We start from the raw sequence: 18,978 nt of genomic DNA on the forward strand, positions 1-18,978 counted from the left end.
GAGTCAGCGAGCTCCGTCGGCCTTCGCACGCTCCTGGCGACGCTCCTCCTCGAGAAGGGTCTCCGTGGCCTTGTAGCTGCGCTGGATGTACGACTCGAGCTCCGTGGTCTCGACGCGCCACTGTCCACGGCCACCGACCTTGATCGCCCGGAGCTCGCCGGAGCGCACCAGGGCGTACGCCTGCGAGGCGGAGATGCAGAGCGTCTCCGCGACGTCGCTGAGCGGCACGAAACGAGGTGGCATCGAGGGTCCTTCCGATCATTCCCACCGGGGAGGGTGTTCCGACAGTCTCTCACCTTCGGAGGGTCCGGGATCCCTGCCTGTGGAAGAGTCCCCTGGGAACTGTTGGCAGGCAGCTCGGTGCACCGAGTTCTCCACAATGGGGCGGCTTCGGCCCCATCGGAGCCCTCGCTGACGTAGCCTCCCGTCAGATCCCGGTGACCTGAGCCGGGCGAGGGGGAGGAGCCGATGGTGGGGGCCACTGCAGCGATGATGAGACTGCGCACGCCGCGATGGAAGGATCCGCGGCTGATCGTCGGAATCGTCCTCGTGGTGGCCAGCGTGCTGATGGGGGCGGTGCTCGTCTCCCGTCTCTCGGAGACGACCTCCGTGCTCATCGCCCGGTCGGCGATCGTCCCGGGCGACACGATCAGCGCGGAGGACCTCGTCGCCGTCGAGCTGCGTCTCGGCGAGCAGACGGATCGCTATCTGGGAAGCGTCGACGCGATCCCGGAGGGATCCGTCGCCCTGCGCACGATCCACCCCGGCGAGCTCGTGCCGATGTCGGCGGTCGGGCAGTCGGAGGAGGTCCAGCTCCGGCCGGTGGTGATCCCGGTGGATGCATCGGTCGCGGAGTCCGTCGTGCCCGGGGCGACGGTGGAGCTCTGGCACACCGCGCCGACCACGGAGGACGGCACGGAGATGCGAGCACGGATGCTCGTCCCTGATGCCGTGGTGCGCAGCGTGGACGAGGGCAGCACCTTGGGGATGCAGAAGATGTCCGTCGAGGTGCTGGTGCCCAGCGACAGCCTCGGCGAGGTGCTCGAGGTCCTCTCGCAGGATCAGCAGCTGGATGTCATCGGCATCCCGGGAGCCCACGGACTCGCCCCGTGATCGACATCGTCCTGTGCGCCTCCGGCAGCGACGAGGTGCGCATCGTCCATGACCTGGCGACCGGCCAGGGTGGTGAGGCGCGGGTGGTGCGTCGCTGCGCCGATCTCGCCGAGACCCTCGCGGTCACGGCGGCGGGCATCGGCGACGCGGTGGTCATCGACCTCACGGTCCGCGGCCTCGGGCGCGATGTGCTCACGGCGATGATGCGCGATGCCGCCGTGGTGGGACTGCGGCCGGTCGACTCCCCGGAGAGCACGATGCTCGGACTGCGCCACGTGGTGTCCTCGGAGGCTCCGGTCGAGGAGATCCTCGCGGCGTTGGAGTCGGCCGTCCATGGAGAGACCGCGGAGGACGGCGACTGGGTCCAGGAGGCCGTGCCTCCGGAGCCCGGAGCCGAGGGGCGGATGGTCGCGGTGTGGGGGCCGGTCGGTGGGCCGGGTCGGTCCACGATCGCCGTGAACCTGGCCGCCGAGGCCGCCGCCGCAGGGCGGGAGACGGTCCTGGTCGATGCGGACACCTACGGGCCGGCGCAGAGCCAGATGCTCGGGGTTCTCGACGAGGCACCCGGGCTGGTCGCGGCCGCGCGGGCCCATGATCGCGGCACCCTCGACGAGGAGACGATGGACTCGCTGCTCCCGCAGGTCCAGCCCCGGCTGCGTCTGCTCAGCGGCATCGGCGTTCCCGGGCGCTGGGCCGAGCTGCGGCGCAGCGCGCTGGACGGCGTGTGGAGCGCTCTGGCACGCCGCGGAGGACTGGTGATCGCCGATGTCGCCGCGGTGCTGGAGGAGGACGAGGAGCTCAGCTACGACACCGCGGCACCGCAGAGGAACGCCGCGGCGATCAGCGTCCTCGAGGCGGCGGACGCGGTGATCGCCGTCGTCTCGGCGGATCCGGTGAGCATCACGCGCCTGCTGCGCGACCACTCGCGGCTCAAGGAGCTCGGGGTCACCGAGCTCCACGTCGTCGTCAATCGCGTGGGTCCTCCCGTCCCGGGGGAGCGCCTGCGGGAGCTCATCGGCTCGCGCCTGCCGCTCGCCTCGTTGAACCTGCTGCCGGACGACCCTGCGGCCTGCCGCGCCGCGGCCTGGGACGGAGCTCTGCTGGCCGAGTCCGCCGCGCGCTCCGCCCTGCGCCGGGGCCTCCGCGACCTCGCGGCGTCCCCAGCGGTCCTGGGCGACGCCCCGGCGCCCGTCATCGCCCCCGACCGCGCGGCACCGGCGTGGCGACGACGGCTGGGAGCCGGTGAGAAGATGACCTCATGAGGCTCTATCTCCCGCTGACCCCGCAGGACCGGCCGGCGATCCAGGACGCCCGTGCGAACGTCGACCTCGAGGAGGGGCGTGCGGCGTGGGCCGTGACGAGCGAGGCGAGCGCGGATCGTCCCGGCGAGGACGAGGAGGACCTCGAGTACGAGGCGCTGCAGGACGCGGTGCACGTCGCCTTCACCGGCGCTCGGAGCACGGAGCGGGTGCTCGTCATCGCCGCCGACGTGCCCGATGGCGCCGTCCTGCCGGCGACGGAGGACGGGGGAGCGTTCGGCATCCGCCTCCGCGAGCTCCGCTCGGCCAGGATCGCCAGCTTCCATGTGACCGAGCAGACCGCCGAGGCCGCCGACGCGGACGACACGGACCCGGCGCTGCTGTGGTTCGACGCCGGGGAGGGCTCGGAAGCGCTCGAGTTCCTGGACGCCGCCGCTGGCGCCTGAGCCGCACCCGATCTCCGAACCGCCCGATCTCGGCGCCGCTCAGACGCGGCGCTGCTCAGACGCGGCGCTGCTCGGACGCGGTGCAGCTCGACTCCGGGCCGAGCCCGGAGGTGGAGCCGATCAGTCGGTGCGCGACTGCGCGTAGGACCGCGCGGAGCGCTCCTCGGCACGGAGCACGGTGGAGACGTACGGGACGGCCGCCTTCTCCAGACGCGGCCCCAGCAGCGGGATCTTCGCGACCAGGTCCCCGTCGATCTCGAGGCTGCTGCTCGACTCGCCGCCGGGCACGAGCCGCATCGTGCCGGTGAGACCGGCCGGGGTGCCGGCGACCTCGAGCGTCATCGTCCCCTGACGGGCGCCGTCGGCGCCCGGCGCGGACCAGGCCTGCGTCTCGTGGATGGTCACGGCGGACCCGACGAAGGGCCGCACCATGTCCGGCACCCGATCGGTGGGCATCGCCAGCTCGGTGCGGACCGTGAAGGCCCCGGCGGGGTCGCCCTGCACGGACGACTCCGCCTTCGAGGCACCGAGCGTGGTGCGACGGATCGCGGTGTACTCGGTGTCGGCGTACATGGCGGCGGCATCTGCGGCCGACAGCGGGAGGTTCAACGTCTCGCGAAGCTTCATCCTGGTCCTTCCTCGGAACTGTTCGGCCTCAGCCTAGGGCAGGGGCGACGTCTCTCCGTGACCGACCGCGGGACGGTCACAGGCGGTCGGCTCGGGCACCTATCCTGTCTGCATGCCGAGCCTGTCCAAGTTCCTCGCCGACAACCGTGGTCTCTCCGAGAAGGAGGCCGACTGGTTGCAGCACCTGGTCGGTGACTGGAACCTGCTCTCCGACCTGCTGCGCGCCGACCTGGTGCTGTGGATCCAGGAGGAGGAGGGCGCGCTGGCGGTCGCGCACTGCCGCCCCGCCACCGGATCCACGGTCTATTACGAGGACCCGGTGGGGAGCATGAGCGGCGACGGCCCCGAGGGCACGGAGATCGCCAGGCTGCTGGCAGGGGGCGAGTCCCTCCGCAGCACCATGTCGATGGAGCGCGAGGGCCGCACCGCCGTCGGCCTGCTGGTCCCGGTCCGCAAGAACGGCCGCACCCTCGCCGTGCTGGCGGCCGAGAGCCCGGACGACGACGCCAAGACCTCGCACAACGAGACCCAGAAGAGTCGCCTGGGCAGCAGGCTGCTGGGGATGCTCGAGAACGGTGCCTTCCCCATCGAGGGCGCCCCGATCCCGCCCCGTCGTGGTGCGCCGCGTGTCGGCGACGGCGTGGTCGAGCTCGACGAGGCCGGAGTGGTCCGCTGGATCTCCCCGAACGCGATCTCGGCCTTCCACCGCTTCGGCATCGAAGGGGACATGGAGGGCATCACCCTCGCCGAGCTCTCGACCGAGGTGCTGCAGTCGCGCAGCCCCGTGGACGAGTCCCTCCCGCTGGTGCTGATGGGGCGGGCCGCCTGGCGATCGGACATGCAGGCTCGCGGCGGGACGCTCTCCCTGCGGGCGGTGCCGCTGACGGATCAGGGCACCCGCACCGGCGCGGTGATCCTGGTGCGCGACGTGACCGAGCTGCGCCGCCGGGAGCGCGAGCTGATCACGAAGGACGCGACGATCCGCGAGGTCCATCACCGGGTCAAGAACAACCTGCAGACGGTGGCCGCGCTGCTGCGCATGCAGTCGCGGCGCATGAAGACCGATGAGGCGCGCGAGGCGCTGGCCGAGGCGATGCGACGGGTGTCGACGATCGCGCTGGTCCACGAGTCGCTCCTGCAGGGATCCCAGGAGGCGGTGCACTTCGACGAGGTGATCGATCGGTGCCTGCGTCTCGCCGTCGACGCGGCCAGCGCGACCGTCCACCGGGCGGGATCGCCGCAGCTCGCCGAGGCCCAGGTCGAGGTGCGCACCGAGAAGATCGGTCGGGTCGGATCGATCCGAGCGGAGGAGGCGACGCCGCTGGCGCTGGTCGTCACGGAGCTGGCCACCAACGCCGTCGAACACGGGCTCTCGGAGACCGGGGGAACGCTCACGATCCGCAGCGAGCGCACCGGCTCGCACCTGGTGATCTCCATCGAGGACGACGGTCGAGGGATGGGGGCGGCCAAGCCCACGGGCCTCGGCACCAACATCGCGCTGACTCTGGTGCAGGGACAGCTGGGCGGCACGCTCACGTGGGAGAGCCGTGGCGACGGCGGCACCTGTGCGGTGGTGGACGTCTACCTGGATCCGCTCACGCTCTGAGACCTGCGCTCTGAGATCCTGTGCTCAGAGGTCTCCTGCGGAGCGGTCTCGCGCTGCGGTCTCGCGCTGCGGGACGAGGGTGCCGTGCTTCTCGGGGAGTCCCGGTTCTCGGGGTGCCCCGGTTCTCGGGGGTGCCGGGGCGGAGGGAGCCCGGAGAAGGCCTGCGGCGCCGTGACGGTGAGGTCGCGTCGCCGCAGGGTGGGATCAGCCGGCGCGGCGGGCGCGGGCGTTGCGGCGCTTGAGGGAGCGGCGCTCATCCTCGGAGAGACCGCCCCAGACGCCGGAGTCCTGACCGGACTCGAGCGCGAACTTGAGGCACGCCGTCATGACGTCGCACTTCTGGCACACCGCCTTCGCCTCCTGGATCTGCGTGATCGCCGGTCCGGTGTTCCCGATGGGGAAGAACAGCTCGGGATCATGGTTGAGGCACTCGGCACGGTGGCGCCAGTCCATCGTCACTCTCTCTTTCCAGGACGCCACGCCTCACCCCGTGGGGCGCGACGCGGCGAGGGTCGCTCCCCAGGGGGGCGTTCTCGGGTCAGCGACTCGTCGAGGCGGGACCGGGAGCGGAAGCTCGAGCGGTGCCCGTCGGCGTGACGAGTCGCTGTCCATTCTCTGGGCAGGTCGCGGCCTCGACAAGGGTCTCCGCCCGCCGACCTGGTGTCACTTCCCACACCATCCCCGGACCTCGTGATGCCGGGCACGAAGGCGTTGCATCCGGCCCGGGAAAGTGCTGAGCGGGGCAGGAGCAGGGCGACGGTCGAGGGCCGGTGGGCGATGCGGGTCGCACGTCGGCGGACCCGGCTCCCCACGACCATTACAGTGCCACCATGCCCACCGACTCCCCTTCCTCCGCACCCGCCACCGATGCCGAGGTGGCTGATCCGCGCCGCCGGCCCGTGGTCGCCGCGCTGCTCGGCCTCGAGGCGCTCCTGCTCGCCGCCACCGCCACCTACTGCTTCATCGGGGTCTCGGGCGGGATGCTCGATACGCGCTTCGGGACCGGGCTGGGGATCTTCCTGCTGCTGTTCGCCCTCGCTCTCGCGGTCGCCGCACGGTCGATCCTGGTCAAGGGCCGTTTCGGCCTGGGCTTCGGGATCACCTGGCAGCTCTTCCAGGCGTTGATCGGGGCGAGCCTCCTGCGCGGCGCGCTGTACTGGCAGGGCGCGCTGGCGCTGATCCTCGCAGTAGTGCTGTTCGTCCTGCTGACCAGGCTGGTCACCTCGACACCGCTTCCCGGCCGGGGACGCTGACCCCCTTCCGTTCGAGGCCGACGGGCCCCGCACCGACTCTTCCGGTGCGGGGCCCGTCGGCGTCCTGGCAGGTCAGTCCGCGTCGGCGAGCGCAGCCGCCGGGGCGGTGCGTGCGGCCGCCCTTCCCGGCAGCACCGAGGCGAGGGCCCCGGCGGTCATCGCGAGCACCAGCACCAGGCCCACCTGCACCCAGGGGATGGTGATCGACACCGGATAGCTCGATCCCAGCAGCGCCTGGATCCCGAGGACGCCGTAGATGCTGCCGATCACGATGCCCAGCACGGCCCCGACCACGGCCAGCAGCACGCCTTCCCAGCCGAGCATCGCCCGCATCTGACGCCGGGTGGTGCCCAGCGCGCGCAGCAGGGCGTTCTCGCCGGTGCGTTCGATGACACCCAGGCTGAGCGTGTTCGCGACGCCCACCAGTGCCACCACCACGGCGACCGCGAGCAGGGCGACGGTGATGCCCAGCAGGATCTGCAGGATCTCCGCGTAGGCCTCGCGCTCCGCACCGCCGGCGTCGGCAGATCCCGATTCCCAGCCGTCACCGGCCACCGCTTGGTTCACCGAGTCCATGATCGCCATGGCGTCGACGCCCTCCCGCTCCGGAGTGCCGGGATCGGCGAAGTCGGCGACGACCACGGGCGTGGCCGCGTCCCCGACGAGCTGTTCGAGAGTGGCAGGGGTGACCAGCGACATCTGCAGGTTCGCATCGACCGTGACCGTCAGATCGTGGGTCGCGCCGTCGGCGCCCTCGACCTGCAGGACCTGTCCGTCGGTCACCGAGAAGCGCTCCGCCCGCTCCTGGCCGAGCAGCACCACACCGTCGACCAGATCGTCCGCGGCGTCCGGGCGGTGGGAGGTCTCCCGCACCGTCTCAGGGGAGAGGCCGAAGAGGGTCATCGGCTCGGAGACTCCCACCGGGATGTCCCCGCGCGCGCCCTGCCGGGCCCGGTCGATGCCGTCGATCGCCGAGATCTGATCGACCGCCTGGTCCGGCATCTCCTCGGCGGAGACCACCAGGTCGATGGGGCGCCGGGAGTCCAGCTCGGAGGTCAGCGTGGCCTCGGCAGTGCGGGCGCCCACCGCCATCATCGTCATGAGCGTGGTGCCGATGAGCAGGGCGGCGATCGTCGCCGCGCTGCGGCGGGGATTGCGCGCCACGTTGGCGCTCGCGATCCTGGCAGGCAGCCCGCCGACCCGGCCGATCACCCTGCCCAGCAGCGCGGCCAGCGGGCGCGTGATGGTGACCAGGGAGATCAGCACGCCTGTGAAGCTGAGGACGCCTCCGACGATCGCCAGCAGGATGCCCAGCGAGGGGATGCCGGTCAGGGCGAGGGCCGTGCCTCCGCCGAGCAGCAGGATCCCCGCGACCGCGGCGATCAGCCCGAGGACTCCGCGCACCCCCGGCCCGCGGCGCACCACGGGAGGGAGCGGACGCAGGGCCTGGAGCGGTGCGACGCGGGTCGCGGCGCGCATGGGGGCGAGGCTCGCTCCGAGGGTGATCACGAGCCCTGCCGCCACGGGCAGCAGGAGGGACAGCAGGCTCACCGGGACGAGCACGAGGCTGTCGACCCATCCGAGGCCGGCGGCGCCGGCGAGCGCCGCCTGGACGAGCAGGTGGCCGCCGAGCATGCCGAGGACGGCGCCGATCAGGCCCACGGTCGCGGACTCGCGCAGCACCACCGATCGCACCTGGGCACGGGTCGCCCCGAGGGTGCGGAGGAGGGCGAGGCTGCGGGTGCGCTGGGCGATCGTGACGGCGAAGGTGTTCGCGATGACCACGGCGCTGGTGAACAGGGCGATCACCACGAACACGGCCAGGATCCCCCCGAGGGCGGCGAAGCCCCGCAGGAAGTCCGAGGCCGCCTCCTCCTCGGCGTCGGCGGCGGTGCGGACCGTGAGGTCCCCCGTGTCGGAGCCGGGGTCGGCGACGACGTCCGCGGGGTCGGTGCCCTCGGGGACGCTCGCGAGCCAGACGTCGGTGGTGGTCCCGGCGCTCGGGCCGAGCAGCGCCTCCGCGTTCTCTGGGGTCAGCAGCGCTCGGGGCGTGCCGCCGAGCACCGATCCCTGAGGTCCCTTCGCGATGCCGACCACGGTGAAGCGGTGCGTCTCACCGCTGGTGGACCTGTCGGCGGGCAGGGTGACGGTGTCGCCCAGGCCCACCTCGAGCGCGGCGGCGGCCGGCTCGTCGAGCACGATCTCCGACGCGGAGCTCGACGGCCTGCCGTCGGCGAGAGCCGTGGAGGTCTCCTGGCCCGGGGGGAGCATGGCGGTGGAGACGAAGACGGCGCCGCCGCCGGCGGAGCTGAGCTCCAGGTAGGTCTGCAGCTGGGGCCAGACGTTCTCGGTCCCGGCGACCTGGGGTGCCTCGAGGGGCTCGGCGGCGCTCCACTGCTCGTCGGTGAGCGGGCGCTGGATCTCGAGGTCCGCCCCCTCGAAGCCCTGAGCGGCCTGTGAGCGCAGGGAGGCCTGCATGAGGTTCCCGGCGATGACCATGACGGCCACGAAGGCGCAGGACAGCGCGATGGTGACGACGGCCGCGACGTGCCGTCGGATCGGGGTGAGCGTGATGCGGGCGGGGCGTGCCATCAGCGGGTGCCCCGCAGGTCCTCGTCGGAGGCGATCCGGCCGTCGGCGAGGGTGATGATGCGATCGGCACGCTCGGCGGCCTCGCGCTCATGGGTGACCATGACGACGGTCTGGTCGAACTCGTCCACGCTCAGGCGCAGGAAGTCCAGGACCTCCTCGGTGGAGTGCGAGTCGAGGTTGCCGGTCGGCTCATCGGCGAAGACGACCGCCGGCGAGGTGACCAGGGCACGGGAGATCGCGACGCGCTGGATCTGGCCGCCGGAGAGCTGCGAGGGCAGGTGGGAGAGGCGGTCGGTGATGCCGAAGGCGGTGGTGAGCGTCTCCAGCCAGGCGCGGTCCGCGCGTTTGCCCGCGAGCTCGAGGGGCAGCAGGATGTTCTGCTCCGCGGTGAGCATGGGCAGCAGGTTGAAGGACTGGAAGACGAAGCCGATCTGCTCGCGGCGGAGCCTGGTGAGGGCGTCGTCGCCCAGGGTCGTGATCTCCGTGCCGTCGAGCACGATCGAGCCGGAGTCGACGACGTCGAGCCCGGCCAGCACGTGCAGCAGAGTGGACTTGCCGGATCCGGAGGGGCCCATGATCGCGGTGAACCCGCCGCGGGCGACGTCGAGATCGACGCCGTCCAGCGCGGTCACGACGCCGGCGCCGGTGCCGTAGGTCCGGCTCACGTCGCGGGCGACGATCGCGGGCGGGAGCGCGTCCGTGGGGGTCGGGGGAGCGGCCTGGGGAGCGGTGGTCATCGGTGGTCCTTCGCGAGAGGTGCAACGGTCATCACCGATGCTCTCCCGCGTCGTCCGCCGACGTCGTCAACCCCTGGGAGGTCCCTGCACGGAGATGATCCGCTCCTGGTCAGAGCGGAGTCATACCGTGGTCTGACGCCTCCTGCCGGATCCGGCCGAGAGCTCTCTCAGCCGGCGCCGGGGGCGACCAGGCCGGTCTCGAAGGCGATGATCACGGCCTGCACCCGGTCCCGGGCCCCGAGCTTGGAGAGCACCCGGCCCACATGGGTCTTCACGGTGGCCTCCGCGACGAAGAGCTCCGCCCCGATCTCCTGGTTCGAGAAGCCTCGACCCATCAGCACCAGCACCTCCCGCTCGCGCTCGGTGAGCGGGGCGAGGATCGAGGTGTCCTGCTCCTCGGGCTCCGGCGCGGCGACCACGCGCTCCAGCAGGCGGCGGGTGGCCGACGGGGCGATCACCGCGTCGCCGCGGTGGACGGTGCGGATCGCGCCGAGGAGGTCCTCGGGCTGGGCGTCCTTGAGCAGGAAGCCGCTGGCCCCGGCCCGGATCGCGGCGACCACGTACTCGTCGAGGTCGAAGGTGGTCAGCACGATGATGCGGGGGGCCCGCTCGGGAGGCAGGTCGGCGAGGATCTCGGCGGTGGCCTCGATCCCGTCCTTGTGGGGCATGCGCACGTCCATGAGCACCACGTCGACCCGGCGTCCCCGCAGCTCGCGCACGGCCTCCGCGCCGTCGGAGGCCTGGACCACCACCTCCATGTCGTCCTGCGAGTCGATGACCATCGCGAACCCTGCCCGCACCAGCGGCTGGTCGTCGACCAGGGCGATGCGCAGGGGGAGGTCCACGGGGCGTTCGGTCGGTGAGGTCATCGGAGCTCTCCTCGGAGGGGACGGACGGGGGCGGCCGGGGGGACGGGGCGGGCAGGTGACGAGGCCGAGCGGGGGGTCGCCAGCGGCACGACGGCGCGCACCCGATAGCCGCGGGAGGGGAGCGGCTCGGCCCGCAGCGTGCCGCCGAACACGGACATCCTCTCGCGCATCCCGGTCAGGCCGTGGCCCAGCCCGTCGGAGTCGGGGTCCACGCCCTGGCCGTCGTCGAGCACCTCGATCGTGAGCTCCTGGGGCGTGCGACGGATCCGCACGCTCGCACTCGCGCCGGGGCCCGCGTGCTTGAGGACGTTGGTCAGGGACTCCTGGACCAGGCGGAACACGGACATGCCCATCGCCTGGGGGAGATCCGAGAGGGCGCCCTCGATCTGCAGCTCGGTCTCCAGGCCGGCGCTGCGCACGCGATCGATGAGATCGGGGAGCATCTCGGGGCCGGGCTGCGGCCCGTAGCTCGTCTCGTCCTCCTGGCGCAGAACGCCGAGCAGCGAGCGCATGTCCGCGAGCGCGGCGCGTCCGGTCTCCCCGATGGTGCCGAGCACCTCCGCGGCCTTCTCCGGCTTCTGGGAGGCGACGAAGCGGCCGCCGTCGGCCTGCGCGATGATCACCGACAGCGAGTGGGCGACCACGTCGTGCATCTCGCGCGCGATGCGGCTGCGCTCCTCGGAGACGGCGAGGGCCGTGCGCTGCTCCCGCTCGCGCATCGCCTGCTCGGCACGCTCCCGGGTGAGGGCGAGCTGGCGCACCCGGGCGCGCTGCAGGTTGGCCAGCGCCCACACGGCGATGATGGTGATCGTGCCGACGACGGTCAGCACGCCGAAGGCCGTCACCGCCTCCCAGACGCTCGCGTACGGGGACCGGAGCGCCTCGACGGCCGCCACGGTGGCCTGCACGAGCACACCGAGCATGCCGGCGGCGACGCCGATGGCGTGGACCACGCCGCCGCCGTACGCGACCGCGCAGAACATCGCGTAGAACGTCATGATGTCGCCGGCGACCACGGGGGTGCCCACCGCGACGTGCAGCACCGCGAGGGAGCCGATCACGAGCACCCCGGTCAGAGGGCGCACCCGGCACAGCGCGCCGACGGCGACCATCGGCACCGAGAACAGGGTCCACCAGCTGATCGAGCCGGTGAGGACGGCGAACACGAGCAGCAGGAAGGCGGCGGACCCGAAGACCAGCAGGTCGACGGTGCCGGGGTTCTCGACGATCCATCGGAACGGATCGATGCGCCGGGTGCGCGGCGACGGCGTGCCCGGAGCCTGTGCGGTCCCATCGGTCATGGTCTCGAGGGTACGGGGCCTGGTGCGCGCGGACGTCAGACCGCGGTCGGACAGGAGCCCGGGTGGTCTGGCCGGTGCGTCACATCGTGCCGGACGATCGGCCGATGGGACCGGAGCGGAGAGCACGGCTCCGAGAGGTTCAGAGCAGCCGCTGGGGTCCCTCGAGCAGCTCCGGACCGTCGTTGCCCACCTTCCCCACCGCGGGATCCACCTCGCGCACGGACAGGGTCGCATCGTCCAGGAGGTGGGAGTCCTCGAGGATCCACTCCTGCGCCGCGTGGCGGTCGTCCATCGAGGTGTCGAGCCAGGAGTCCACCTCGTCGCGCCGCAGCATCACCGGCGTGCGGTCGTGGAGCTCGGCGAGCTCCCCGGTGGCCTCGCGGGTGATGATCGTGGCGGAGAGGAGGAAGGTGCCGTCCTCGCTCGCCGCCGGGCCCTCATGGCCGCCGGGGCCCTTCCACCAGGACACCAGCGCCGCCATGAACAGGGGGGAGCCGTTCTCGGGCGCGATGAAGTAGGGCTGCTTGCGCTTGCCCTTCTCGTCGTGCGCCCACTCGTAGTAGCCGTCCATGGGGACGATGGCCCGGTACCGGCCCAGGCTCCCGCGGAAGCTGGGCTTCTCGCCCAGGGTCTCGCGGCGTGCGTTGAACGTGCGGGAGGAGAAGGAGGCGTCCTTCGCGAAGGGCGGGAGCAGGCCCCAGCGCGCCGCGCGCAGGGCGCGCACCACCTCGCCGGACTCCTTGTCGACCGATTCGGTGACCACGTGGATCGGCGCCGTGGGCGGGATGTTCCACCGGCTGCGCAGATGCGGGTCGGTGAGGTCCACCGCGCCGAGATCGTCGATCAGCGGCTCGATCTCCTGGAAGAAGGCGAAGCGTCCGCACATCTCAGGAGTCCTTCGTCTCCGCGCCGGTCTCGCCGTCGGCATCCACGGCGGGCACTCCGTTGCGCGGGGTGAGGCGGGCATCCTCGCCGGTGTAGGCGTCGGCGTCGTGGTGGAGGTTCTGCAGGCGGATGTCGCGGCCCTCGTCGACCAGCTTGTCGTGCTTGGCCTGCGCCTTCTCCGCGCCGGTCGCATCGCGCATGGGCAGGGCGAGGGAGTCCTCGGCGGGTTTGCCGGCGGAGAGCTCGCGGACCCGCTCGTACTCCGCGTCGACCTCGGCGCCCATGATGATCACGATGTTGATGACCCACAGGGCGAACAGCACCGCCATGATGCCGCCGATGGCGCCGTAGCTGGAGTAGCCGGCGACGGTGCCCATGTAGATCGACAGCGCGACCGCGGCGACGCCGATGCCGACGATCGCGAACACGCCACCGGGAGAGATGAAGCGGAAGGGCTTCTTGAGGTTCGGCGCGCCCCAGTACAGCAGCGAGATCAGCGCGAAGGCGATCAGCAGGATCACCGGCCACTTCACCCACGTCCAGATCGGCAGGAAGGAGTCCAGGAGGAAGGAGAGCACACCCTCGGCCCCGATGGTCGAGGAGATCGGGCCCAGCAGGCCCTGGACGATCGACTCGCTGAGCAGGATCGAGATCATCACCAGCAGGATCCCGAGGATCATGGCGATCGTCAGCAGCAGCATCGTGCCGTTCATGCGGATCGGGCCGCGCCCCTCGGGCACGTCGTAGATGTGGTTGGCGACGCGGCCGTACGCCTTGATGTAGCCGGAGGCGGACCACAGGGCCGTCGCGATACCGATGATCAGGGCGACCGTGCCGCCGGTCGAGGAGCCCATGAGCGAGGTCACGGTGGACTTCACCGCCCCGTCGGCGCCGAGCCCGCTGCCGCCTGCGGCCTGGTTGATGAGGTCGACCAGCAGGGCGGCGATCTGATCCTTCATCCCGGACAGCAGGAGCGTGGCCAGTGAGAACAGGGCCAGCAGGGTCGGGGCGATCGAGAGCACCATGAAGTAGGTGAGCTTCGCGGCCTGGTCGGTGCCGCCGTCGCGCCCGAACTCTGTGAGCACGCGCTTGGCCATGTACTTCAGGGTGGTGCCGTTCAGCGACGGGGCGGCATCGCCCTCGGTGGTGCTGGAGTGGGCCATGAGGGTGCTCCTGGGGTCGGGTGGCTCACGGACTGCTTTCATCCTGCCATGGGAGAGGGCCGGGAGAGTTATCCACAATTGCTGAGAGTGCCGTTCATGAGGCGCTGATCCGCCCTAGAGTGACGGGGATGGCGCGGGGTGCGTCATCCGACGAACGGCACAAGAGGACCTCTCGGCAGGGGCCTCGGGGGGATGGGATGGACGCCGCCACCATCATCGAGAGCGAATCGCGCGAGCTGATCCGCCGGCGCGGGCTGGACGTGCACGCCGACCAGCTCGAGCCGCTGATCCGCGAGGTCATGACGCACTACGACCGGAGGTCCTCCTCCGGCGAGGTGCCCGTGCTGCGCGATGACGACGAGACCATGGTCGCCGAGGTCGCCGCCCGGATCGGCGGTTTCGGACCGCTGCAGGAGATGCTGGACGATCCGAGCATCGAGGAGATCTGGCTGAACACGCCCGCGCGAACTGGATAGCCGCTCCTCTGTCAACAGGCGGTTCCGGAGCGCAGAGCAGGGTGTCTTCAGCTTCTTCAGTTCGATCCTCACCGAAATCACCGGCCGCTCCAACTGCCTCGAACTTGCCCTGCTGCTGGTCTACGGGGCTGCCGCCCTGGTGGGCAACACGATCGCCAACCGGGTGGCGGATCGAACTACGATCTCCACGTTGCTGATCGGCACCGTGCCCAACGCGCTTTTCCTGGCTGGCTTCGCGCTGTACACCGGGGTTCCGCCGCGGGCGCTGGTGTTTATGCTCGGAATCGGACTGGTCGGAGTGACGATGAACCCGGCGATGGTGTCAGCGTCCAGCGCGCCGGGGCTACGGCACCGCTGGTCAATACCATCCATGCGTCGTTCATCAGCCTCGGCGTGATGCTCGGCTCGGCCATCGGCTCTGCGCCGCACCCGGCCTTCGGCTTGCGGGCTCCTTTCGTGTTGGCATCTTCATGGCGATACTTGCTCCTCTTGCCATCGCCCCTGCACTGGCAGGCCCGTATCTGCGCAGCGGACGCAAGGAGCGCAGGGCAGAGCCAGTGCCTGCGTCAGCCTGAGTCGAAGCCCATCTGCCATTGCGCTGGTGGGTTTCACCTTGCCTCGCGGCGACTGCCGGAGGTGGCTGATCGTCGACACGGGGCTTTCACGAGCCGCAAGTGACGCGCTGCCGGAGTGTTAAGCGATAGCTTTGAGTCATGGAGGGCATCGACGTCGAAGTGACAGAGAGCGCCACGCTTGTGATTGTTCGCGCGATATCCGAGGATTTTCGCGCCCACGTGCGTGGCCGGCTTGCTGAGTACTGCTATGGCGCGGTGACTGTGAGCGAGGATCTGAACTTCTACTCGTTCGAGAAGACGGTCGCAGAGTTTCTCCGTCGGTATGACCCGAAGCCCCGGACGACGCAGCTCGGCATGGCCGGAGAGCTGATCGTTCACGTCCTTATGCCGCTTCTTCACGCTGAGCTGACGTCCGCTGCTGTCTACTTCAACAAGGAAGAACGCAGTATCAAGAAGGGGTTCGACTTGACCTTCTTGGGATCCAGCGACACGGCTTTCTGGTATGGCGAAGTGAAGTCGGGGGAGGTGTCGGCATCCAGCAGCGCAGACGAGAAGGCCGCCTCCCTGATCGAGATCGCGGCGTCATCACTTGCGTCCATGCTGGATGACGCCCATCACTTGTCACGTTGGGATGCTGCCTTGAACGACACTCGTCTCACCCTGGAGGGCGGGTACGCGAGTACTGCCCGAGAACTTCTGCGAAGTGATAGCGAGACAGTTCGCCAAGGTGGCGCGATCAGGAAGCGTGCCGTGCTTGCCGGCGCGGTGATGCATGAACTCGATCACTGTGAGGTGACGAACGAAGGGATGCAACAGATTCTTGATTCGATATCGACGGGCGAGGACTTCGCGGATGTCCGGATTCTCGTAATCCAGCAGGATGCCCTGGAAGCAGTCGTCGAGCACTTACGCGAGGTAACAATTGCCTAACCCGGTCAATCTGACACTCAGGCAAGTTCGCAATGCTCGCAACCTCTCGGGGTCCAACTTCGCCAGAGTTTACGAAAAGCTCGTCACTGGAGCGGCGATGTCGGACAAAGAGTACATCGACGTGCTCCGATTCGGCGTGTTTATGTCGCGCTCAAGCGACGATGCTGTTCAACGACTTGGCTACCGAATCTTCCTGCAATACGGTGAGGCGACGGGGGACTATGAGCCCCTGCGCGAGATCGCGCAGTCTCGCGATCTCATCCCGTTGGTTGCTGCGATAGAACGTCTTCATCCGTTGCTCGTAGAGGATACGTCGCTTTCAGAAACGTTCTTTGCCGCACACTCGACCAACTTCGAGGAAACGGTTGGACTGCGCAGAATCTACCGAACGCGAGGGCAGATGGAGTTGCGCGAGTTCAACGCACGTGAGCCCGACGCGGTTGTGGTAGCGCCGACCTCGTACGGCAAGTCGGAAATGCTGATCGATAAGGTCGTTTCCAACTTGCAAAGCCGCACTTGCGTGCTGGTGCCTTCGCGCGCCCTCATCGCACAGACAAGGTCCAACATCGTGGCCGATGACCGTGTGCGTGATTCTCGTGTTCGCGTTATCACCCACCCCGAGGCATTCAACCATGATGTTCGGTTCATTGCGGTGATGACGCAGGAACGTCTGCAGCGTCTGCTGGTTGAGAACGTTGATCTTGAGATCGACCAGCTCTTGGTTGACGAGGCGCACAATCTGCTACCGGGTGATACCCGAGCGATCGATTTGTCACAGGTGATCCTCATCGCCCGATCTCGGAATCCGCAGCTGGCGATAACCTATTACACTCCGTTCATTGCCTCCCCGGAGAATCTCCGCCATGTAGACGGCGCGGATCAGGCGACCCTGGCCAAGGCTGTCAACGAGCATGTGAAGATCGAGCGCTTCGTGATCACGCCACCGGGGGAGCCGCACCGGCTCTACGACCAATTTCTGAACGAGACCTTCGAATTGGGTGCCGAGACGCCCGCTGACGAGGTCGAGGCAGTGCTGCAGGCGGGGGCGCATCGGAATCTCGTCTATGTGAACCGGCCGAAAGACGCACAAGACCTCGCATCGCGGCTCGCGTCGCATAGACCCGCTGTCGATCTATCACCTGCCGCAACTCGGGCTGTCGCTGCTATCGCGGATCTCATCGACCCGCGCTACAGCCTTATCGACGCAATCAAGCGCGGCGTCACGTTCCATCACAGCCAAGTGCCTGATTCCCTCCGCCTCTACATTGAGGAGCTGTTCCGCGACGATGATTCGCCGGACCCCCGGTTTATCGTCACGACCTCGACGCTGCTCGAGGGCGTAAACACGCCAGCGGACCGGCTCATCATGATGACGGGTACTCGCGGGCGCGCGAACCTGTCTCGATCCGCCTTCAGGAACCTGGCTGGAAGAGTGGGCCGGTTCAGTGAGGTGTTCTCTCCAGAGCGCGGCGATCTTTCGCTGCTTCAGCCCCGGATTCATCTCATACCCAGTAGCTATGCGCGTAGAAACTGGAACGTCGACTCGTTCCTCAGCTCGGTCGCTAATGTCGCGTCTGTCGTCGAAGACAAGGTGCAGAATCCGCTTCTGGAGAAGGCCGAGGAGGTCTCCGACCGCCAGGCCGCGTTGGAGTTTCTCGAGAACATCGAGTCGGGCGTTACCACCGTGGTCGGGGCGCGCATCGCGTCCACCGAGGTCGGGCGGCTCTGCTACCGGCACGGGGTTCGCGACTTCGACATCATAGACTTGGAGAAGACACTGCAAGAACGTGTTGACGAACGCGCCGACAATGAGCAGATCGACGATGTCGAGGCGCTTCTGAATGCGATCGTCGAGATCTTCCTGACGGGTATCGATCTACCCGACGGTGACGACTTGGCGCGAGTCCGCGACACCGTCGGGGCACGTCGTTTTTACGGCATGTTCTTGGATTGGCGAAGTCGAAACGAGCCGTTCAGGCGGATGATATCCCACTTCGTCAGGTACTGGTCGAACCTTACCGACGAATACGTCTACGTCGGCCATCGGTGGGGCGAGGTGCGTTACGGCGACGGATTCCGCGAGCTGTTCGTGCAGATGCAGACCAAGTCCCGGGCACAACTAGTGAATCTTGCGGTGGTCAAGATCAAGGAGGAGCAAGACTTCGTTGACTTCCGGTTGCTCAAATACATCGAGATCTTGTTTGACCTGGAACTGGTGTCCGAGAGTCTGTACCACCGGATCAAGTATGGGACCGATGATTCTTATCTGATCTGTCTGCTACGGAACGGCTTCTCGCCCGAACTCGCCCGGCTTGTGAAGGACGATTACGGGGCTCTGGTCAAGGTCAATTCACCTCTGAATCAGGTTGCGGTAGGTCCCGAGTTACCCGATGCGATGCGACGAGATGACCGTAACGACATCTTGGCCTACGAGGCTCAGACGTTGGTTAACGTGGGCCTGGACTTCGACGGGCTGCTCCTTCCCTGACGAGGCGCTCGACTCTCTGTGATATGGTGAGAGCTGTCTCATCGCCAGAAGTACTTCACTCGCGCCATCGAGGTCGACGTAGATTTCGCTGAGCTCCAAGAAGGTGGCGCCCTGTTGGGGGCAGCCCGCATTTCGCGCTGTGCGCTACCGCTCGATCTCAAACCAGACTGGCTCGAACCACTTCTCAGTCGGTCACTGAGATGGAGGGCGGAGATGCCCCGGCGACGGCCTTAAAAGCGCAGTCCCATTCGTGGGGCGTGTCTTGCGAAAGGCGGTTGTTGCAACCAGGGTTTCCGGGGGTGCTGGCGGTTTCGAAGACTGGGGCAATTTTCCGCCTTTCTGTGTCGAGCACGTGGATGTTAAGGTCGGTGTTCCCGAACGAGAGGTCTGAGTTTTGCTGTTCGAATAGGTGGACTAGATGGGGAGAAGCTGTCCAGCCGCGTCTGAGGTGAGGTATTAACCTTCCGCCGTCGCAATGGAGTCAGTGAACTCGACTGAGTAGATGGTTAACGTGACGTTGCCGGTCGTGGAACTGTCACCGACACCGTAGGTATCAGGCTCTGATTCAGCAGAAGGGGGTGTTGGTTCTGACACCTTCGGCTCTGTGGTGGGACGCCTAGACCCGTGCGCCTCCCCGGGCGTAGGGCCGTCGCGCAGG

18 protein-coding genes are annotated in these 18,978 nt (G+C 68.6%); 9 read left to right on the forward strand and 9 right to left on the reverse strand.

Annotated elements, in window-relative coordinates:
• Positions 1-3: 3 nt before the first annotated feature.
• On the reverse strand, positions 4-243 hold the full coding sequence (locus tag CFK41_RS06385; protein WP_096798905.1) for a helix-turn-helix domain-containing protein: 240 nt from the start codon (positions 241-243) through the stop codon (positions 4-6).
• A gap of 225 nt (positions 244-468) precedes the next feature.
• On the opposite strand from CFK41_RS06385, the gene CFK41_RS06390 reads away from it, so the two are divergent.
• Genes CFK41_RS06390 through CFK41_RS06400 form a run of 3 tightly spaced genes read left to right on the forward strand, consistent with a single transcriptional unit; the run spans position 469 to position 2,818 of the window.
• Positions 469-1,113, forward strand: a complete 645-nt coding sequence (locus CFK41_RS06390) for an SAF domain-containing protein (RefSeq protein WP_227873233.1) — start codon at positions 469-471, stop codon at positions 1,111-1,113.
• Complete coding sequence (locus CFK41_RS06395; protein WP_096798906.1) at positions 1,110-2,375, forward strand: AAA family ATPase; 1,266 nt, start codon at positions 1,110-1,112, stop codon at positions 2,373-2,375. Before CFK41_RS06390 ends, CFK41_RS06395 begins: the two co-directional genes overlap by 4 nt.
• On the forward strand, positions 2,372-2,818 hold the full coding sequence (locus CFK41_RS06400; protein ID WP_096798907.1) for a DUF6912 family protein: 447 nt from the start codon (positions 2,372-2,374) through the stop codon (positions 2,816-2,818). The genes CFK41_RS06395 and CFK41_RS06400 overlap by 4 nt, the downstream gene beginning before the upstream one ends.
• A gap of 120 nt (positions 2,819-2,938) precedes the next feature.
• Here CFK41_RS06400 and CFK41_RS06405 read toward each other — a convergent pair whose 3' ends face one another.
• Positions 2,939-3,445, reverse strand: coding sequence for a DUF2505 domain-containing protein (locus tag CFK41_RS06405; RefSeq protein ID WP_096798908.1), 507 nt, complete (start codon positions 3,443-3,445; stop codon positions 2,939-2,941).
• Positions 3,446-3,557: 112 nt separating this feature from the next.
• Here CFK41_RS06405 and CFK41_RS06410 point away from each other — a divergent pair, with 112 nt between their 5' ends.
• Entirely contained in the window at positions 3,558-5,051 is a 1,494-nt protein-coding gene (locus CFK41_RS06410; protein ID WP_096798909.1) for a sensor histidine kinase, read from the forward strand.
• Between the two features lie 204 nt (positions 5,052-5,255).
• Here the strand turns inward: CFK41_RS06410 and CFK41_RS06415 are convergent, their stop codons facing one another.
• Positions 5,256-5,504 (reverse strand): WhiB family transcriptional regulator, encoded by a 249-nt coding sequence (locus CFK41_RS06415; protein WP_015776066.1) that lies wholly within the window; start codon positions 5,502-5,504, stop codon positions 5,256-5,258.
• Between the two features lie 377 nt (positions 5,505-5,881).
• Between CFK41_RS06415 and CFK41_RS06420 the strand changes: the two genes are divergently transcribed.
• Complete coding sequence (locus CFK41_RS06420) at positions 5,882-6,304, forward strand: hypothetical protein (RefSeq protein WP_096798910.1); 423 nt, start codon at positions 5,882-5,884, stop codon at positions 6,302-6,304.
• Positions 6,305-6,376: 72 nt separating this feature from the next.
• Here the strand turns inward: CFK41_RS06420 and CFK41_RS18230 are convergent, their stop codons facing one another.
• The 6 genes from CFK41_RS18230 to CFK41_RS06450 form a co-directional block, all read right to left on the reverse strand.
• Positions 6,377-8,896 (reverse strand): FtsX-like permease family protein, encoded by a 2,520-nt coding sequence (locus CFK41_RS18230; protein ID WP_096798911.1) that lies wholly within the window; start codon positions 8,894-8,896, stop codon positions 6,377-6,379.
• The gene (locus CFK41_RS06430; RefSeq protein ID WP_096798912.1) at positions 8,896-9,633 is read right to left on the reverse strand and encodes an ABC transporter ATP-binding protein; all 738 of its coding nucleotides are present in this window, start codon (positions 9,631-9,633) and stop codon (positions 8,896-8,898) included. The genes CFK41_RS18230 and CFK41_RS06430 overlap by 1 nt, the downstream gene beginning before the upstream one ends.
• Positions 9,634-9,800: 167 nt before the next feature.
• Complete coding sequence (locus CFK41_RS06435) at positions 9,801-10,502, reverse strand: response regulator (RefSeq protein WP_096798913.1); 702 nt, start codon at positions 10,500-10,502, stop codon at positions 9,801-9,803.
• Positions 10,499-11,803, reverse strand: a complete 1,305-nt coding sequence (locus CFK41_RS06440) for a sensor histidine kinase (RefSeq protein WP_096798914.1) — start codon at positions 11,801-11,803, stop codon at positions 10,499-10,501. The genes CFK41_RS06435 and CFK41_RS06440 overlap by 4 nt, the downstream gene beginning before the upstream one ends.
• Before the next feature lie 139 nt (positions 11,804-11,942).
• Positions 11,943-12,689 carry an SOS response-associated peptidase gene (locus tag CFK41_RS06445; protein ID WP_096798915.1) on the reverse strand — a complete coding sequence of 249 codons (747 nt, stop codon included), beginning with the start codon at positions 12,687-12,689 and terminating at the stop codon, positions 11,943-11,945.
• A 1-nt stretch (position 12,690) separates the two neighbouring features.
• Entirely contained in the window at positions 12,691-13,851 is a 1,161-nt protein-coding gene (locus CFK41_RS06450) for a YihY/virulence factor BrkB family protein (RefSeq protein ID WP_096798916.1), read from the reverse strand.
• A 197-nt stretch (positions 13,852-14,048) separates the two neighbouring features.
• Between CFK41_RS06450 and CFK41_RS06455 the strand changes: the two genes are divergently transcribed.
• From CFK41_RS06455 to CFK41_RS06470, 4 genes are all read left to right on the forward strand, one after another.
• A complete protein-coding gene (locus CFK41_RS06455) occupies positions 14,049-14,327 on the forward strand; it encodes a hypothetical protein (RefSeq protein ID WP_227873234.1) in 279 nt (92 codons plus the stop codon).
• A gap of 190 nt (positions 14,328-14,517) precedes the next feature.
• A complete protein-coding gene (locus CFK41_RS18045) occupies positions 14,518-14,724 on the forward strand; it encodes a hypothetical protein (RefSeq protein ID WP_174705962.1) in 207 nt (68 codons plus the stop codon).
• 316 nt (positions 14,725-15,040) lie between these two features.
• Positions 15,041-15,832, forward strand: coding sequence for a hypothetical protein (locus CFK41_RS06465; RefSeq protein ID WP_096798917.1), 792 nt, complete (start codon positions 15,041-15,043; stop codon positions 15,830-15,832).
• Between the two features lie 97 nt (positions 15,833-15,929).
• On the forward strand, positions 15,930-18,320 hold the full coding sequence (locus CFK41_RS06470; RefSeq protein WP_096798918.1) for a DEAD/DEAH box helicase: 2,391 nt from the start codon (positions 15,930-15,932) through the stop codon (positions 18,318-18,320).
• The last annotated feature ends 658 nt before the right edge of the window (positions 18,321-18,978 follow it).

The sequence above is a fragment of the Brachybacterium ginsengisoli genome (genome assembly GCF_002407065.1).
Classification (GTDB): Bacteria; Actinomycetota; Actinomycetes; order Actinomycetales; family Dermabacteraceae; genus Brachybacterium; species Brachybacterium ginsengisoli.

Excerpts from the sequence above, each read along its gene's own strand:
- CFK41_RS06420 (WP_096798910.1), top strand. The coding sequence starts at position 5,882 with ATGCCCACCGACTCCCCTTCCTCCGCACCCGCCACCGATGCCGAGGTG.
- CFK41_RS06410 (WP_096798909.1), top strand. The coding sequence starts at position 3,558 with ATGCCGAGCCTGTCCAAGTTCCTCGCCGACAACCGTGGTCTCTCCGAG.
- CFK41_RS18230 (WP_096798911.1), bottom strand. The coding sequence starts at position 8,896 with ATGGCACGCCCCGCCCGCATCACGCTCACCCCGATCCGACGGCACGTC.
- CFK41_RS06385 (WP_096798905.1), bottom strand. The coding sequence starts at position 243 with ATGCCACCTCGTTTCGTGCCGCTCAGCGACGTCGCGGAGACGCTCTGC.
- CFK41_RS06415 (WP_015776066.1), bottom strand. The coding sequence starts at position 5,504 with ATGGACTGGCGCCACCGTGCCGAGTGCCTCAACCATGATCCCGAGCTG.
- CFK41_RS06405 (WP_096798908.1), bottom strand. The coding sequence starts at position 3,445 with ATGAAGCTTCGCGAGACGTTGAACCTCCCGCTGTCGGCCGCAGATGCC.
- CFK41_RS06440 (WP_096798914.1), bottom strand. The coding sequence starts at position 11,803 with ATGACCGATGGGACCGCACAGGCTCCGGGCACGCCGTCGCCGCGCACC.
- CFK41_RS06390 (WP_227873233.1), top strand. The coding sequence starts at position 469 with ATGGTGGGGGCCACTGCAGCGATGATGAGACTGCGCACGCCGCGATGG.
- CFK41_RS06430 (WP_096798912.1), bottom strand. The coding sequence starts at position 9,633 with ATGACCACCGCTCCCCAGGCCGCTCCCCCGACCCCCACGGACGCGCTC.
- CFK41_RS06400 (WP_096798907.1), top strand. The coding sequence starts at position 2,372 with ATGAGGCTCTATCTCCCGCTGACCCCGCAGGACCGGCCGGCGATCCAG.
- CFK41_RS06435 (WP_096798913.1), bottom strand. The coding sequence starts at position 10,502 with ATGACCTCACCGACCGAACGCCCCGTGGACCTCCCCCTGCGCATCGCC.
- CFK41_RS06455 (WP_227873234.1), top strand. The coding sequence starts at position 14,049 with ATGGACGCCGCCACCATCATCGAGAGCGAATCGCGCGAGCTGATCCGC.
- CFK41_RS06450 (WP_096798916.1), bottom strand. The coding sequence starts at position 13,851 with ATGGCCCACTCCAGCACCACCGAGGGCGATGCCGCCCCGTCGCTGAAC.
- CFK41_RS06465 (WP_096798917.1), top strand. The coding sequence starts at position 15,041 with ATGGAGGGCATCGACGTCGAAGTGACAGAGAGCGCCACGCTTGTGATT.
- CFK41_RS06445 (WP_096798915.1), bottom strand. The coding sequence starts at position 12,689 with ATGTGCGGACGCTTCGCCTTCTTCCAGGAGATCGAGCCGCTGATCGAC.
- CFK41_RS06470 (WP_096798918.1), top strand. The coding sequence starts at position 15,930 with ATGTCGGACAAAGAGTACATCGACGTGCTCCGATTCGGCGTGTTTATG.